Source organism: Conexibacter woesei DSM 14684 (genome assembly GCF_000025265.1).
Classification (GTDB): Bacteria; Actinomycetota; Thermoleophilia; order Solirubrobacterales; family Solirubrobacteraceae; genus Conexibacter; species Conexibacter woesei.
This window is the reverse complement of sequence record NC_013739.1, coordinates 852,964-868,724: the sequence shown is the minus strand read 5'-3', so window position 1 is coordinate 868,724 and position 15,761 is coordinate 852,964. Positions and strand designations below refer to the sequence as shown.

At 72.2% G+C, this 15,761-nt stretch carries 14 protein-coding genes; all 14 read right to left on the bottom strand.

What is annotated here, in order from left to right; translation table 11 throughout:
* Positions 1-30 precede the first annotated feature (30 nt).
* Positions 31-1,632: a bifunctional phosphoribosylaminoimidazolecarboxamide formyltransferase/IMP cyclohydrolase gene (purH, locus tag CWOE_RS04125; protein ID WP_012932313.1), complete on the bottom strand. Its 1,602-nt coding sequence runs from the start codon at positions 1,630-1,632 to the stop codon at positions 31-33.
* 43 nt (positions 1,633-1,675) lie between these two features.
* Positions 1,676-2,308 carry a phosphoribosylglycinamide formyltransferase gene (gene purN, locus CWOE_RS04120; RefSeq protein ID WP_012932312.1) on the bottom strand — a complete coding sequence of 211 codons (633 nt, stop codon included), beginning with the start codon at positions 2,306-2,308 and terminating at the stop codon, positions 1,676-1,678.
* A complete protein-coding gene (locus tag CWOE_RS04115) occupies positions 2,301-4,097 on the bottom strand; it encodes a RecQ family ATP-dependent DNA helicase (protein WP_012932311.1) in 1,797 nt (598 codons plus the stop codon). Before CWOE_RS04115 ends, purN begins: the two co-directional genes overlap by 8 nt.
* A 31-nt stretch (positions 4,098-4,128) precedes the next feature.
* On the bottom strand, positions 4,129-5,520 hold the full coding sequence (gene purF / locus CWOE_RS04110; RefSeq protein ID WP_236262231.1) for an amidophosphoribosyltransferase: 1,392 nt from the start codon (positions 5,518-5,520) through the stop codon (positions 4,129-4,131).
* A gap of 181 nt (positions 5,521-5,701) precedes the next feature.
* A complete protein-coding gene (locus CWOE_RS04105; protein ID WP_012932309.1) occupies positions 5,702-6,004 on the bottom strand; it encodes a hypothetical protein in 303 nt (100 codons plus the stop codon).
* A 58-nt stretch (positions 6,005-6,062) separates the two neighbouring features.
* The gene (gene purL, locus CWOE_RS04100; RefSeq protein WP_012932308.1) at positions 6,063-8,321 is read right to left on the bottom strand and encodes a phosphoribosylformylglycinamidine synthase subunit PurL; all 2,259 of its coding nucleotides are present in this window, start codon (positions 8,319-8,321) and stop codon (positions 6,063-6,065) included.
* On the bottom strand, positions 8,314-8,985 hold the full coding sequence (purQ, locus tag CWOE_RS04095) for a phosphoribosylformylglycinamidine synthase subunit PurQ (protein WP_012932307.1): 672 nt from the start codon (positions 8,983-8,985) through the stop codon (positions 8,314-8,316). The genes purL and purQ overlap by 8 nt, the downstream gene beginning before the upstream one ends.
* A complete protein-coding gene (gene purS, locus CWOE_RS04090; protein ID WP_012932306.1) occupies positions 8,982-9,194 on the bottom strand; it encodes a phosphoribosylformylglycinamidine synthase subunit PurS in 213 nt (70 codons plus the stop codon). The genes purQ and purS overlap by 4 nt, the downstream gene beginning before the upstream one ends.
* 2 nt (positions 9,195-9,196) lie before the next feature.
* Positions 9,197-10,078 carry a phosphoribosylaminoimidazolesuccinocarboxamide synthase gene (locus CWOE_RS04085; RefSeq protein ID WP_012932305.1) on the bottom strand — a complete coding sequence of 294 codons (882 nt, stop codon included), beginning with the start codon at positions 10,076-10,078 and terminating at the stop codon, positions 9,197-9,199.
* A gap of 44 nt (positions 10,079-10,122) precedes the next feature.
* Positions 10,123-11,400, bottom strand: a complete 1,278-nt coding sequence (gene purB, locus CWOE_RS04080; RefSeq protein ID WP_012932304.1) for an adenylosuccinate lyase — start codon at positions 11,398-11,400, stop codon at positions 10,123-10,125.
* Positions 11,401-11,407: 7 nt separating this feature from the next.
* The gene (locus tag CWOE_RS04075) at positions 11,408-12,853 is read right to left on the bottom strand and encodes a sialidase family protein (RefSeq protein WP_012932303.1); all 1,446 of its coding nucleotides are present in this window, start codon (positions 12,851-12,853) and stop codon (positions 11,408-11,410) included.
* 111 nt (positions 12,854-12,964) lie between these two features.
* Positions 12,965-14,065 carry an ABC transporter ATP-binding protein gene (locus tag CWOE_RS04070; protein ID WP_012932302.1) on the bottom strand — a complete coding sequence of 367 codons (1,101 nt, stop codon included), beginning with the start codon at positions 14,063-14,065 and terminating at the stop codon, positions 12,965-12,967.
* A complete protein-coding gene (locus tag CWOE_RS04065; protein WP_012932301.1) occupies positions 14,062-14,895 on the bottom strand; it encodes an ABC transporter permease in 834 nt (277 codons plus the stop codon). The genes CWOE_RS04070 and CWOE_RS04065 overlap by 4 nt, the downstream gene beginning before the upstream one ends.
* Positions 14,892-15,761, bottom strand: a complete 870-nt coding sequence (locus CWOE_RS04060; protein WP_012932300.1) for an ABC transporter permease — start codon at positions 15,759-15,761, stop codon at positions 14,892-14,894. The genes CWOE_RS04065 and CWOE_RS04060 overlap by 4 nt, the downstream gene beginning before the upstream one ends.

Genomic DNA, 15,761 nt, shown 5'->3' with positions numbered 1-15,761 from the left:
GAGGAGAGTGGAAAACGAGGCCGCGGCGGACTAGTGCTTGAAGTGGCGGCGGCTCGTGAAGACCATCGCGACGCCGGCTGCGTCGGCGGCGGCGATGACTTCGTCGTCGCGGATCGATCCGCCCGGCTGGATGATCGCCGTGACCCCCGCCGCGATCGCCGGCTCCGGCCCATCTGCGAACGGGAAGAACGCGTCCGAGGCGAGCACCGCTCCGGTGACCGACCCCTCGCGCGCCTTCTCGACCGCGATCCGGACCGAGTCGACGCGGCTCATCTGGCCGGCGCCGATGCCGACCGAGGCGTTGTCTCTCGCGAGCACGATCGCGTTCGAGCGGACGTGCTTGCAGACACGCCAGGCGAACAGCAGCTCCGACCACTCGCGGTCGGTCGGCTCGCGTCTGGTCGCGACCGTCATCTCGGCGCGCTCCTGCGTGTCGAGGTCGCGGTCCTGCACCAGCAGACCGCCGACGACCTGCTTGAGGTCGGGCTCGGCGAGGTGCAGCGGCAGGTTCTCGTCGTCCTGCAGGACGCGCATGTTCTGCTTGACGGAGAGGATCTCGAGCGCCTCGTCGGAATAGCCGGGCGCGAACAGGACCTCGATGAACTGTCTGACGAGCGCCTCGGCCAACGGCGCGTCGACCGGGCGGTTGAGGCAGACGATGCCGCCGAACGCCGACATCGGGTCGCACTCGAAGGCGCGCTGGTACGCGTCGAGCGGGGTGTCGCTCGTCGCCACGCCGCACGGGTTGTTGTGCTTGACGATCACGCACGCCGGCGCGCCGTACTCGCGCACGAGCAGGCGCGCGCCGTTGAGGTCGAGCAGGTTGTTGAACGAGAGCGGCTTGCCGCCGAGCTGACGGACGTTGGAGAGCAGGTGCGTCGGCGAGCCGACCTGCGCGTAGTAGGCGGCGCGCTGGTGCGGGTTCTCGCCGTAGGAGAGGTCGGTGACCTTCTCGAACGCGCGCACGAACAGCTGCGGGAAGTCGTCGCCGCGCTTCTCGGCGAACCAGCGCGCGATCGCCGTGTCGTAGCGGGCGGTGTACGCGAACGCCTCCGCCGCGAGCGACTCGCGCGTCGTCAGCGACAGCTTGCGGCCGCTGTCGCGCAGCTCGTCGAGGATCGCGTCGTACGCCTCGGGAGAGACCACCGGCGCGGCGAAGGCGAAGTTCTTCGCGGCCGCGCGGATCATCGTCGGACCGCCGATGTCGATGTTCTCGATCACCTCGGAGTCGGCGACGCCGCGGCGCGCGACGGTCTGCTCGAACGGGTAGAGGTTGACGCAGACGAGGTCGACCATCTCGACCTCGGCGTCCTGCGCGGCGGCGAGGTGGCTCTCGTCGTCGCGGACCGCCAGCAGGCCGGCGTAGAGCTTCGGGTGCAGCGTCTTGACGCGCCCGTCCATGATCTCCGGAAAGCCCGTGAAATCGGTGATCGAACGGTGCGGTATGCCGGCGTCCGCGAGCGCGCCGGCGGTGCCGCCGGTCGACACGATCTCGACGCCGAGGTCGGCGAGCCCGCGGGCGAACTCGACGATCCCCGTCTTGTCGGAGACGGACAGCAGGGCGCGGCGGATCTCGACCTGCCCAGGGGCGGTCGGCGACGGCGCGTTCGGAGTCTCGGTTCCTTCGGACACGGCAGACGAGGATAGGCGAAGCGGGCCGCTCGCGCGCCCCGGGTTATGGACCCAGCAGCACCCGGCGCGGGTTCGCCGGATCGATCCGCACGGCCCCGCGGGCGATCAGGCGGATCGCCTCCGGCAGCAGCTCGTGCTCGATCGTGTGAATGTGCTCGAACACCTCCGCCGCGTCGGCGGCGCGCGGCAGCTCGACACCCCGCTGGAGGATGATCGGCCCGGTGTCGACGCCCTCGTCGACGAAGTGGACGGTCACGCCGAAGACGCGCACGCCGTGCTCCAGCGCCTGCTCGACCGCTCTGAGGCCGGGGAACGCGGGCAGCAGCGCCGGATGGACGTTGACGACCGCGTGCGGGAAGCGCGCGAGGAAGCCGGGCGTCAGCAGCTGCATGTAGCCGGCGAGCACGACCAGGCGCGCCCCGCGCGCCGCGATCCAGTCGGCCAGCGCGGCGTCGCGCGCGGCGCGGTCGGCGTGCTCGTCGAGCGGGAAGGCGGCCGTCGCGACGCCCGCGGCGCGGGCTCGTGCGAGCGCCGGCGCGCCGGCGACGTTGGAGCCGACGCCGACGACCTCGATCCCGTCGCGGAGGTGGACGGTGTCGAGGATCGCCTGCAGGTTGGAGCCGGTGCCGGATGCCAGCACGGCGATCGGAAAGGTCTCGGGATGGCCGCTAGCCACGGGTGCTCCTCCTCAGCCGCGGGAGCGCGCCCCTCGCGTTCAACATGTCGACGCGCTGCATGACCTCCTCGCCGCGCAGGTGCGCGAACGTGCCGTAGGCGGGCAGGCCGTCGTAGGAATGCTCGTCGATCGCCTTCGAGCGGCTGCCGCGCAGGATCTCGACCGCGCGGGCGCGGCCGACCGGCGGCTCGGCGGAGGCGACCAGCTCCAGGATCGTCTCGTCGAGGCCGACGGTCCCCCGCGAGCTGCCCGCCTGCCGCACGCTGTCGCGCGCCGATGACCCGCCCGCTCTCGCCGCCGGGCCCGGCGCGATCTCCGGCCGGCAGACGTCGCAGCACGGCACGCCGCGCGCGGTCAGCGGTCTCGCGCGATCGCCGAAGTGGCGCAGCAGCGCGCCGCGGCGGCACCTGCGCTGCTCGACGAACGCCCAGATGGAGCGGTACTGGCGCCAGCGCACGCGCTGCGCCTCGCCCGCCGACTCGCGGCAGGCGAGCAGCGCGCTGCGATCCCAGCTGCCGACGAGCCGGCCGATCGTGCGGTCCGGCGGCGACGGCGCCGGCTGCACGAGTCCCGCGCGCGCGAGGTGGCCGACGATCGCGCGTGCCTGGTCGCGGTCGCAGCCGGCGACGTCGGCGAGCACGCCGAGGTCCAGCTCGTAGCGGCCGTTGTCGCCCGCCTGCCGGTGGATTCTGCGCGCGACGGCGCCGAAGGCGGCGTCCTCGACCTGCGTGCGCTCGATGAAGAAGACGTGCAGGCCCTTGTCGCGCGACTCGGAGAAGAGCAGGCAGCGCGCCGGTCTGCCGTCGCGCCCGGCGCGCCCGGCCTCCTGGTAGTACGCCTCGACCGACTGCGGGACGGTCTCGTGGCAGACGGTCCGCACGTCCGCCTTGTCGACGCCCATGCCGAACGCGTTCGTGGCGACGACGATCGGCGTGTCGCCCGCCATGAAGGCGCGCTGGACGGCGGCGCGGCGGTCGCGCGGCAGGCCGGCGTGGTAGACGGCGACGTCCAGCTCCAGCGTGCGGCCGAGTGAGCGCGCCAACTCCTCGCAGCCGTTGCGGGTGCCGGCGTAGACGATCGCCGGACGCGATTCGAGGTCGTGCAGCACGGCCGCGATGCGCCGGTGCTTGTCCTGCTTGGAGCGACACGGGACGACGGCGAAGCTGAGGTTCGGGCGGTCGAAGCCGGTCGTCACCCTGACCGGCTCGGCGAGCCCCAGCCGCGCGGCGATGTCGTCGGCGACGCGCGGCGTGGCGGTCGCCGTCAGCGCCATGATCGCGCGCGCTCTGAGGTAGCGCGCGGCGTCGGCGAGGCGGAAGTAGTCGGGCCGGAAGTCGTGGCCCCACTGCGAGACGCAGTGGGCCTCGTCGACGACGAAGAGACCGATCCGCGCGCGCTCGATCTGCGCGACGAAGCCGGGTGAGGCGAACCGCTCCGGCGCGACGTAGAGCAGCCGCAGGTCGCCGGAGACGGCGCGCGCCAGCGCGACGCGGTTCTCCGCCGCGCTCTGCTGCGAGTTGAGCAGCGCGACGCTGCCCGGCGCGATCCGCGCGAGGCTCTCGACCTGGTCCTGCATCAGCGAGACGAGCGGCGAGACGACGAGCGTCAGGTCGTCGCGGACGAGCGCCGGCAGCTGGTAGCAGAGCGACTTGCCGGCGCCCGTCGGCATCACGACGAGCGCGTCACGGCCGTCGAGCGCGGCACCGACCGCGGCGGCCTGCCCAGGGCGGAAGTCGTCGAAGCCGAAGTGCCGGTGCAGCGCCTCGCGGGGGTCGGTCGCAGCGATCACGGGGGCGCCAGATTAGCGGCGCGCGCGGCCGCTACGCACGCACGAGCGGAAGGCCGTGCTCGAACGCGTGCTTGTCCTGCGCGCCGGGCGTGCCGGGAAGCGGGTACTCGCCGCTGAAGCAGGCGTCGCAGTGCGTCTCGCGCGTGACGCCGACGGCTTCGTAGACGCCGTCGAGCGAGAGGTAGTGGAGCGAGTCGGCGCCCAGCTCGGCGGCGATCTCCTCCTCGGTGTCACGCCCGTGCGCGACCATCTCCTCGCGCGTGGACATGTCGATGCCGTAGTAGCAGGGGTTGCGGATCGCGGGCGCGGTGATGCGGAGGTGGACCTCCTTCGCGCCGGCCTCGCGCAGCATCTGCACGATCTGGCGCGTCGTGTTGCCGCGCACGATCGAGTCGTCGACGACGACCAGTCGCTGGCCCTTGACGATCTCGGGCATCGGGTTGAACTTCAGTCTGAGGCCGTGCTTACGCAGCTCCTGCCCGGGCTGGATGAACGTGCGCGCGACGTAGCGGTTCTTGACGAAGCCGTCGTCCTGCGGGATGCCGCTCGCGCGCGAGTAGCCGCGCGCGGCCGGGTTGCCGGAGTCCGGCACCGCGATCACGAGGTCGGCGTCGACCGGCGCCTCGCGTGAGAGGAGCTCGCCCATCCGCCCGCGCGCGCCCTGCAGCACGGTGCCGCCCATGAACGAGTCGGGGCGGGCGAAGTAGATGTACTCGAAGACGCAGAACGCCTTGCGCTCGCCTTCGACCACCATCCGCGTCGAGAAGGCGCCGTCGGTGATCGTGATGACCTCGCCGGGCTCGACGTCGCGCAGCAGTCTCGCGCCGATGATGTCGAGCGCGCACGACTCGCTCGCGACGCAGTATCTGTCGCCGAGCATGCCGAGCACGAGCGGGCGCAGGCCGTGCGGGTCGCGGAACGCGACGACCTTGTCGTCGGTCATCACGACAGTCGAGAAGGCGCCTCTGAGGCGCGGCAGCACGTCGGCGACGGCGTCCTCGATCTTCTCCGCCTCGTGCGTCGAGAGCAGCGCGGCGATGATCTCCGAGTCCGACGTCGAGCGGAACGCGACGCCACGCTCGCGCAGCTCGCCGTGCAGCTCGACCGCGTTGATGAGGGTGCCATTGTGCGCCAGCGCGATCTCGCGCCGGTCCGAGCGGTAGACGGGCTGCGCGTTCTCCCACGTCGAGGAGCCGGTCGTCGAGTAGCGCACGTGGCCGAGCGCCATGTCGCCGGGCAGCGCGCGCAGCTTCTGCTCGTCGAAGACCTGCGAGACGAGCCCGAGGTCGCGCAGGGTCATGATGTTGCCGCCGACGTCGGTCGTCGCGATTCCCGCGGACTCCTGTCCACGGTGCTGGAGCGCGTAGAGCGCGAAGTAGGCGAGGCGGGCGACGTCGTGGCCGGGACCATAGATCCCGAACACGCCACATTCGTCGCGCGGTCCGTCGCGATCAGTGAGTAGATCAGTCATTGGGGAGGCTAGGCCGTCCTCCGGCATCGGACGCGACCCACTCCGAAGCAGCCGCTGGCATGAGAGTAGCAACGCGCGCGGGCGACGCCGCGCCTGGCCACGATCGCGCCCGCGCGCCGAGCGTCCAGACGCATCAGTAGCTGCAATCCGCCGGTTGGTGGACGTACTGGAACGGGCCGAGCTGCTGCACGTCGCCGCCCGGGCTTCTGTACCCGCCGGTGACCGTTCCGTTCGTCGCGACGTGCCACTCGTAGTACGACGGGTTGCCGCCGCTGGGGACCGTCTCGTCGAACGCCCACGAGCCGTCAGCCTCCACGACGGCGTTGAGGACCGTGTACTCGGAGCTGAAGCGGATGTCCGAGCCCGACGTCGGCGTCAGGCGGCAGTACCAGAACGAGCCGCTGGAGTACCAGCGCCCGCCGCCGATCGCGAGCAAGCGGGCGCCGCCGCGTCAGCCCGCCGCGACAGGCGTCGCGCCTGCACGCGGGTGCGGCTCAGTCGTCGAGGCGGGTGGAGGCGTCGAGCAGGTCGGCGAGGCCGCGCTCGCGCGGCTCGCGCAGGTCCGCCAGCGGCCATGCCAGCGTGCCGCCGCCGTGCTCGACCGCGAGCGCGTCGCCGCCGACCTCGCCGACGACGCTGACCGCGACGCCCTCCGGAGCCGCCGCCGCGAGCGCATCGAGCGCCGCGCGCGGCCCGGACAGCACGAACGTCCCGGGGCCCTCGCCGAACAGCTGCTCGTCGAGCGGGAGCGACTGGCAGGTCGCGCCGCCGACCAACGCGAGGTCGACACGAGCGCCGTTGCCGCCGGCCAGCGCCGACTCCGCCAGCGCGACCGCGAGGCCGCCCTCGGCGACGTCGTGGGCGCTGCGCAGGTCGCCGCGGCGGACCGCGTCGCGGACCAGCTCGATCGCGGCGCGCAGCGCGGGCAGCGAGCGCTCCGGCAGACCGTCGGGCAGCGCCTCGCCGCGCAGCTTCGCCAGCTCGGAGGCGGCGAGCGACGGCGACGCTGCGCGCACCACCGCGATCGCGTCGCCTGCGTGCGCGAAGCCGAGCCGGCCGGCGCGCGCCGCGTCGGGCAGTCTGCCGACGATCCCGACGACGGGCGTCGGGTAGATCGGGCCGCCGCCGCCTTCGTTGTAGAGCGAGACGTTGCCGCCGACGACGGGCGTGTCGAGCGCGCGGCAGGCATCGGCCATGCCGCGGACGGACTCCGTCAGCTGCCACGCGATGTGCGGCTTCTCGGGGTTGCCGAAGTTGAGGCAGTTGGTCAGGCCGAGCGGCTCGGCGCCGACGCAGGCGAGGTTCGCCGCGCACTCGACGACGTTCTCGACCGTGCCGCGGTACGGGTCGGCCGCGACGCGGCGGCCGGAGCCGTCGATCGAGACCGCGATCGCGCTGCCGTCGGGCAGCGTCAGCACGGCCGCGTCGGCCTCGTCGGGCCGGCGCACGGTGCGTGACTGCACGAGCCAGTCGTACTGCTCGAAGACCGGCAGGCGCGAGGCGATGTTGGCACTGCGCAGCAGCTCCGGCAGGATCGCCGCGAGGTCGTCGTCGGCCGCGGCGAGCGTGCGCTCCGGTGCCGGGTAGACGGCCGCCGCCGGCTTCGCCGGCTCGAGGTCGTAGAGCGGGCACTCGTCGACGAGCGCGGGCACCGGCATGTCGCCGACGACCTCGCCGTGCTGCAGCACGCGCAGGCGACCGGAGTCGGTCACCTCGCCGATCGCGGTCGCGGTCGTCTCCCACTTCTCGCAGACGGCGAGCACCGCGTCGACCTTGTCCGGCTCGACGACGCAGAGCATCCGCTCCTGCGACTCGGAGACCATGATCTCGAACGGCTCCATGCCCGGCTCGCGCACCGGCACGCGGTCGACGTGGATGTCGAGGCCGAGGCCGCCCTTGCTCGCCATCTCCGAGGAGGACGACGTGAGGCCGGCGGCGCCGAGGTCCTGGAGTGAGACGAGCAGCTCCTCGTCGAGCAGCTCCAGCGAGCACTCGAGCAGCTTCTTCTCCGCGAACGGGTCGCCGATCTGGACGGTCGGGCGCTTGTCGGCGTCGTCCTCGCCCAGCTCGGCGCTCGCCAGCACCGACGCGCCGCCGATGCCGTCGCGCCCGGTCAGCGCGCCGAACAGGATCAGCGTGTTGCCGGGACCGGTCGCGGCGGAGCGCGTGAGGCGGTCGTGCGGCGCGATCCCGAGCGCCATCGCGTTGACGAGGCAGTTCTGCTCGTAGGGCGGCTCGAAGTAGATCTCGCCGCCGACGGTCGGGACGCCGATCGAGTTGCCGTAGTGGCCGATGCCGCCGACCGCGTGCTCCAGCAGGTAGCGCGAGCGCGCGCTGTCATCCCCGCCGACCTCGCCGAAGCGGAGCGAGTCGAGCACCGCGATCGGGCGCGCGCCGACCGCGAAGATGTCGCGCAGGATCCCGCCGACGCCGGTCGCCGCGCCCTGGAACGGCTCGACGGCGCTCGGGTGGTTGTGCGACTCGACCTTGAACGCGATCGCGAGATCGCCGCCGACGTCGACCGCGCCGGCGTTCTCGCCCGGTCCCATCAGCAGGTAGCGACCCTCGACCGGCAGCTGGCGCAGCAGCTTCTTCGAGTGCTTGTAGGAGCAGTGCTCGCTCCACATCAGCGAGAACATCGACAGCTCGACGGCGTTCGGCTCGCGGCCGAGCTTCTCGACGATCAGGTCGTACTCGGAGTCGGTGAGGCCGAGCGCGCGGTGCGCGGGGACGGCAGCGGCGGCGTCAGACATGGGCGGCGAGGGAGTCTCGGATCGAGGTGAAGAGCTTGAGCCCGTCGACCGAGCCGGTCAGCGGGTCGACGGCGTGCTCGGGGTGCGGCATCAGGCCGAAGACGTTGCCTGCCTCGTTGCTGACGCCGGCGACGTCGGCGAGCGAGCCGTTCGGGTTCTGGCCGGGCGCGTAGCGGAGCAGGACCTGGCCGTTCGCCTCGACCTGCTCGTGCAGCGCCGGCGGCGCGTACCAGCAGCCGGTCGTGTGCTTGGACGGGATCGACAGGATCTCGCCCTCCTCGCACGCGTTCGTGAACGGCGTGTCGGTGCGCTGGACCACGAGGTCGACCTGTCGGCAGATGAAGCGCAGCGATCTGTTCGGCAGCAGCGCGCCGGGCAGCAGACCGGCCTCGCAGAGAATCTGGAAGCCGTTGCAGATGCCGAGGACCGGGCCGCCCTGCTTGGCGAAGTCGATCACCGACTCCATCAGCGGCGAGAAGCGCGCGATCGCGCCGACGCGCAGGTAGTCGCCGTAGGAGAAGCCGCCCGGGACGACGATCGCGTCAACGCCCTTGAGGTCGCGGTCGCCGTGCCAGAGGATCTCGGCGTTCGCGACGCGCTCGGCGGCGAGCTGCGCGTCGACCTCGTCGCAGGTGCCGGGGAAGCGGAGGACGCCGAACTTCACGAGACGATCTCGTAGTCCTCGATCAGCGGGTTCACCAGCAGCTTCTCGCACATCGCGGGCAGCTGCGCGGGATCCTCGACCTCCAGCTCGATCAGCCGGCCGACGTGGACCTGCGAGACGCCGCCAAAGCCGAGCGCCGGCAGCGCCCGCTCGACCGCCTGACCCTGCGGGTCGAGGATGCCGGCCTTCGGCCGCACGAGCACGCGCATCTTCACGGGTTGGTCCTCTCCAGCCAGGCGTCGAACGGCTCGCCGGTGATCAGTTCGTAGGCCTCGAGGTATCTCGCGCGCGTCTTGTCGACGACTTCAGCTGGGATCTCGGGCGCGGGGTAGGACTTGTCCCAGTCGGTCGACGACGCCCAGTCGCGCACGATCTGCTTGTCGAAGCTCGGCTGGCCGTGGCCGGGCTCGTAGCCGGCGACAGGCCAGAAGCGCGAGGAGTCGGGCGTCAGCACCTCGTCGCCGAGCGTCAGCTCGCCGGCCGCGTCGCGGCCCAGCTCGAACTTCGTGTCGGCGAGGATCACGCCGCGCTCGCGCGCGTGCTCAGCGGCGCGCACGTAGACCTCGATCGAGACGTCGCGGACACGCTCGGCGAGCGCGCGGTCGCCGTCCAGCAGCGCGACCGTCTGCTCGAAGTCGATCGCCTCGTCGTGGCCGACCTCGGCCTTCGTGCTCGGCGTGTAGAGCGGCTGCGGCAGCTGCTCGGACTCCTGCAGCCCGGCCGGCAGATCGAGGCCCGAGACCTTGCCGGTCGCCAGGTAGTCCTTCCAGCCGGAGCCGGTGATGTACCCGCGCACGACGCACTCGACCGGCAGCATCGCGAGCTTTCTGACGACGAGCGCGCGGCCGCGCACGTCGTCCGGCACGCCGTCGGTGGCCGAGATGTAGTGGTTCGGCACGATCGCACCGAGGCGTTCGAACCAGAACACGGAGAGGGCGGTCAGCACCTTGCCCTTGTCCGGGATCGTGTTCGGATGGACGACGTCGTACGTCGAGATGCGGTCCGAAGCGACGAGCAGCAGCGTGTCGCCGAGATCGTAGATCTCACGGACCTTGCCTCTTGCGACGAGGGGCAAATCGGAGAGGGAGGTCACGTGGGGCGATGCTAGCAGCGGTATGCGACGGCGGGCGTGCTGCGTCAGGCGATCTCGTCGAGCCGCGCGAAGATGTCGTCGGCGTAGCGCGCGTAGTGGCCGTAGTCGAAGATCGCGTCGAGGTCGAGGCCGGCGGCGGCCGGCTCGGCGGCGATCAGCTCGCGCAGCGGGGTGCGCGTGTCCCATGCCTGCTGGGCGGTGCGCTGGACGATCCGGTACGCGTCGTCGCGGACCATGCCGGCGCCGTCGATCAGGGCCAGCAGCAGCCGCTGGGAGAAGAGCGCGCCGGAGGTGATGTCGAGGTTCTCGCGCATCCGGTCCTCATGCACGACGAGGCCGTCGATCACGGCCGTCATGCGCGCCTGCAGGTAGTCGATCAGGATCGTCGAGTCGGGCAGGATCACGCGCTCGGGGGCCGAGTGCGAGATGTCGCGCTCGTGCCACAGCGCGACGTTCTCGACGGCCGCCTGGGCGTTGCCGCGCAGCACGCGCGCGAGGCCGGTGATCTGCTCGGTCTTGATCGGGTTTCTCTTGTGCGGCATCGCCGAGGAGCCCTTCTGGCCCTTGCGGAACGGCTCCTCGGCCTCGCGCACCTCGGTCCGCTGGAGGTGGCGGACCTCGGTCGCCAGGCGCTCGAGGCCGGCGCCGGCGAGCGCGATCGCCTGCAGCAGCTCGGCATGGCGGTCGCGCGCGACGACCTGCGTCGAGACCGGCTCGCGGCCGAGCCCGAGCCGCTCCAGCACCTGCGCCTCGAACGCCGGAGAGGTGGCGGCGTAGGTGCCGACCGCGCCGGAGATCGCGCCGACGGCGACCTGCTCGAACGCGCGCTCCAGCCGCTGCGCGTTGCGGTGCGCCTCGAACGCGAAGCCGGCGAGCTTGATGCCGAACGTCGTCGGCTCGGCGTGGACGCCGTGCGTGCGGCCGACCGTGATCGTCTCCTTGTGCTCGCGCGCGCGACGCGCGAGCACCTCGACGAGCCGGTGGGCGCCGGGCCGGATCACGTCACCAGCGCGCTTGAGCTGGAGCGCCAGCGCCGTGTCGAGCACGTCGGAGGACGTCAGCCCATAGTGGATCCAGCGCCCGGCCTGCCCGGCCGACGCCGACAGCACGTCGACGAACGCGGCGACGTCGTGGTCGGTCGTCCGCTCGCGCTCGTTGACGGCCTCGACGCTGAACGTCGCCGCGCGGATCGCCTCCAGCTCCTGCGCCGTCGGACCCTCCATCGCCTCGCACGCCGCGACCTCCACGTCACGCCAGGCGGTCATGCGGGCTTCGTCGGTCCAGAGGGCCCCCAGCTCGGGGCGCGTGTAGCGAGCGATCATCGCCCGATCATCGCACCTGCACCCTCACCGTCCCGTCCACGTAGCCCATGCGCGTCGCGCGCGCGGTGAGCGTCGACCGTCTGGCGCCGGCAGGGATGCCGAGCGTGACCGTGCCGGCCGCGCCGGTGAAGCCTCTCGCGCTGCCGAGTCTGACCGTCGCGCCGGCGACGGGGGCGCCTGCGTCGGTGACGCTGAGTCTGATGTTCTGGACGCTTCTGGCGCCCGCTCTCGCTCTCGCCGGCGTCGCGGTGAGCGTCAGCCCGGCGCGCAGCTGGGTGTGCCACGTCTGGACGCCCGGCCCGCTGCGCTCGAACGCGCCGAAGAGGTCGAGCAGGCCGCTCTGCGCGTTGCCCGCCAGCTTGAAGCTCGTCTGCGTGCCTCTCGGCATCGGCGCCGTCGTGATCGCACCCCACGCGGTCCCGGCCGGGTTCGAGCGGCGCGCGTAGACGTCCCGCCCGCCGGTCCAGAAGACCCACAGACGACCCTCCGGCGTCACCGCGATCCCGACGTCGTCGAGACCCTCCGAGCGCGTCGCGATCACGCTCGCTCTCGACGCGCCGTAGCGCCACACGACGACTCTCTTCGTCGTCGGGTAGCCGCCCTCGTAGGCGAGCCACACGCCCGCTCTGCCGGGCCGCCCGGTGATCGGCGTGTGCGCGAGCGAGTACGAGGTCTCGACGCCGCCGTTGTACGACGTCGTCGAGCCCGGCATCAGCGCCGGCGCACCGGTCGGGTTGCCGGTCGCCTGGTCGACCTGCTGCGCGAAGACGCCGACGTGGCCGGTCGCGTTCGAGTGCCACGCGACGACGAGCTGGCCGCTCGCCGCGTCGCGCGCGATCCCCGGCGAGTAGCCGCAGCAGCCGAAGCCCGCGCCCGTCTGGAAGTTCCCGGGGCTGGTCGCCGGGTCGAGGCCGCGGTGGACGAACAGCCCGAACGTGCTTCCCCAGCCGATGAACGGCGTCGTGCCGTCGGCGCCGAAAGCGAGTCCGAGATCGTCGGCGAAGCCGCCCGCGGGTGTCGATCTCGCCGGCGCCGACCAGGTCGCGCCGCCGTCGCCCGAGCGCCACGTCGCGATCGAGTCGATCGCCCCCGGGTCGAGCGTGTTCGTCGCACCGGCCGCGAGCAGCAGCGAGCCGTCACCGGCGACCGCCAGCGACGGCGAGCCGATCCCGATCCAGTTCGACGCGATCGTCTGCGCCGGTCCCACTCTGCCGCTCTCGGAGACGATCGTCTGCACGAGGTCGTCGTGGACGCTGTTGCCCGGCGTCTTGCGCTGCCAGGCGACGTGCAGGCGCCCGTCGGGCGTGCGCGCCAGCCCGACCTGGTCGGTGTTGGAGCCGTCGGCGGCGGTCAACGCCGTCCACGTCCCCGGTCTCCCCGCCTGCGCGGCGGTCGGCGCGAGCACGAGCACGGCCAGCGTCGCTGCGAGCGCAGCGGCGGAACGTCGGGGCATTGCCTTACCTCCGTGATCCGGCGTATCGGGACCTGACGGCGGCAGACTACGCGGCGGACCGGCGCCCGCCAAGCGGCGAGCGCCGACGTGCCGAAGCGCGGGGACGCGACCTCACGCGGCGACCAGCACCAGCTCGTCGGCCGGCGCGAACAGGTCGACGTCGGCGCCGACGTCCACGCCGTGCGCGGTGCGCGCGTCGAGCAGCGCCTGGATGCGCCCGCCGTCGGGCAGCGAGATGGTCACCTCGCGGTCCTCGCCGAGCAGCAGCGTCTCCGCGACGCGGCCCCTGACGCGCAGCCCCTGCTCGCCGTCGGCGCGCGCGCCGAGCGAGAACGAGCGCGGCCGGACCGAGACCGCCGCGCCGTCGCGCGGGCCGACGCCGGCGCCGGGCGCGACGTCGAGCGACTGACCGTGGAGGCGCACCGCGACGTGCCCGTCGGCGGCGTCACGGACCGCCTTCGCCTCGCCGAGCTCGACCGGCAGCACGTTCGCGTTGGCGAAGAAGCGCGCCACGAACGCGCTGTTGGGGTGGTAGTAGAGCCGCTGCGGCGTGTCGAGCGCGGCGATCCGGCCTCTGTCCATGATCGCGATCCGGTCCGACAGCGCGAGCGCCTCCTGCTGGTCGTGCGTGACGTAGACGATCGTCGGCTTCAGCTCGCGATGGACGCGGCGGATCTCCTCCTCCATCTCCAGCCGCAGCGAGCGGTCGAGCGCGCCGAGCGGCTCGTCCATCAGCAGCAGCTTCGGCCCGAACGCGAGCGCGCGGGCGAAGGCGACGCGCTGCTGCTGCCCGCCGGACAGCTCGCGCGGGTAGCGTCCCTCCTTGCCGTCCAGCCGCACCGCGCGCAGCATCTCGCCGACGCGCTCGCGCCGCTTCTCCGCCGGCCAGCGGCGCAGCTTGAGGCCGTACTCGACGTTCTGCGCGACGGTCATGTGCGGGAACAGCGCGTACTGCTGGAAGACCATGCCGATGTCGCGCTCCGCCGGCGACAGCGCCGAGACATCGCGGCCGTGCAGCAGCACCGCGCCGCCGCTCGGCCCCTCGAAGCCGACGATGATTCGCAGCAGCGTCGTCTTGCCCGAGCCGCTGGGACCGAGCAGCGTGAGGAACTCGCCGTCGCGCACGTCGACGTCGATCCCGGTCAACACCTCGACCTCGCCGAAGCGCTTCGTCACGCCCTGGAGGCGCAGCGAGAGCGTGTCGTCGCTCATCTGGGGTCCTTCTTTCTCAGGAGGGTCGGGAGGGACATCAGCGCGCCCGTCGCCACCATCAGCAGCGTCGCGATCGCGGTGATCGCCGGGTCGACGCCGTAGCGGACGGAGTCGAAGATCGCCTTCGGCATCGTCACCAGGTCGGGGCCGCCGAGGAAGTTGATGAAGACCGCCTCGTCGAACGCGGTCACGAACGCCAGCACGGCCGCGCCGAAGATCGCGGGCAGCATCAGCCGCAGCGTGATCCCGACCCACGCGCGCAGGCGGCTCGCGCCGAGCGTGATCGCGACCAGCTCCAGCTCGACCGGGACGCGCGTCAGCGCCGCGGTCCCCATCACGAGCACGAACGGCAGCCCGAGGATCGAGTTGGCGATCACCAGGCCCCAGAACGAGCCGAGCAGCTCGAACTGGGCGAAGACGCCGTACATCGCCACCGCGTAGGCGGAGATCGGCACGATCATTCCGGCGATGCCGCCGATCTGGAGCGCGAAGCGGCCGGGCAGCCGCGAGCGCACGATCGCCAGTGACGCCGGCACGCCGATCAGCAGCGCCAGCAGCGCGCTCGGCGCCGCGATCTTGATCGACAGCCAGATCGCCGGCATCCAGATGTCGGACGAGAACAGCTCTGAGTACTGCCGGAAGCCCCATTCCTTCGGTGGGAACGCGAGCACGTCGTCGCCGGAGAACGACAGCACGACGATCACCACGGCGGGCGCCAGCAGGAACGCGACGCTCAGCGCGACGCCGAGGCGGCCGAGCAGCCGCAGCGCGCGATCCGCGGTGCGGCGGCCGGCGGTGACCGGCGGAGAGCCTTCGTGCAGCGCGCTCATGCGATCGCCCGCAGCAGTCGCTCGCGCCCGACCAGCTTGAACGTCGAGCCCAGCACGATCAGCGCGCAGAGCAGCAGCATCACCGATGCCGTCGCTGCCTCGACCGGGTCGTTGTACGTGAAGATGTCGTCCTGGATCAACGTCGCCATGAAGGGGGTCGAGGCGCCACCGAGCAGCACCGGTGTGACGTAGAAGCCGATCGAGATCGCGAACACGAGCGCGGCGCTCGCGACGATCCCGGGCAGCGCGAGCGGCAGCACGGCGGTGCGGATCGCGCGGGTGCGCGTGGCGCCGAGGCTCTGGGCCGCCGCCGGCAGCCCGAGGTCGACGCTGGAGAGCACCGCGTAGATGCCGAAGAAGGCGTACGGGATCATCGCGTAGGCGATGCCGACGATCACCGCGCCCGGCGTGTACAGCAGCTGCACCGGTCTGTCGGCGAGGCCGATCCCGGTCAGCACTCTGTTGACGACGCCGTTGTTGGCGAGCAGCACGGTGAAGGCGTAGTTCTTCACCACGACGCCCATCCAGAAGGGGAGCATCACGCCGGCCCAGATGAGTGCCTTGACCAGGCGCGATCTCGTCGTGCGGACCGTCCACGCCAGTCCCCAGCCGATCGCGACGGCGACGACCGTCACGCCCGCCGCGTAGAGCAGCGTGGTGACGAGCGCGCGCTTGACGAGCGGACCCGAGAAGGCGTCGGCGTAGTTCTGCAGCCCGCCGTCGGCGAGCGAGTCGCCGACGAGCTTGACGAGCGGGTAGAGCACGAACGCGGCGACCGCGATCGCGAGCGGGAACAGCAGCAGGAGCGCGGTGGAGTGCGACGGCGTCGCACTCCATGCGCGCCGCTGGGCGGCGAGACGGCTCAC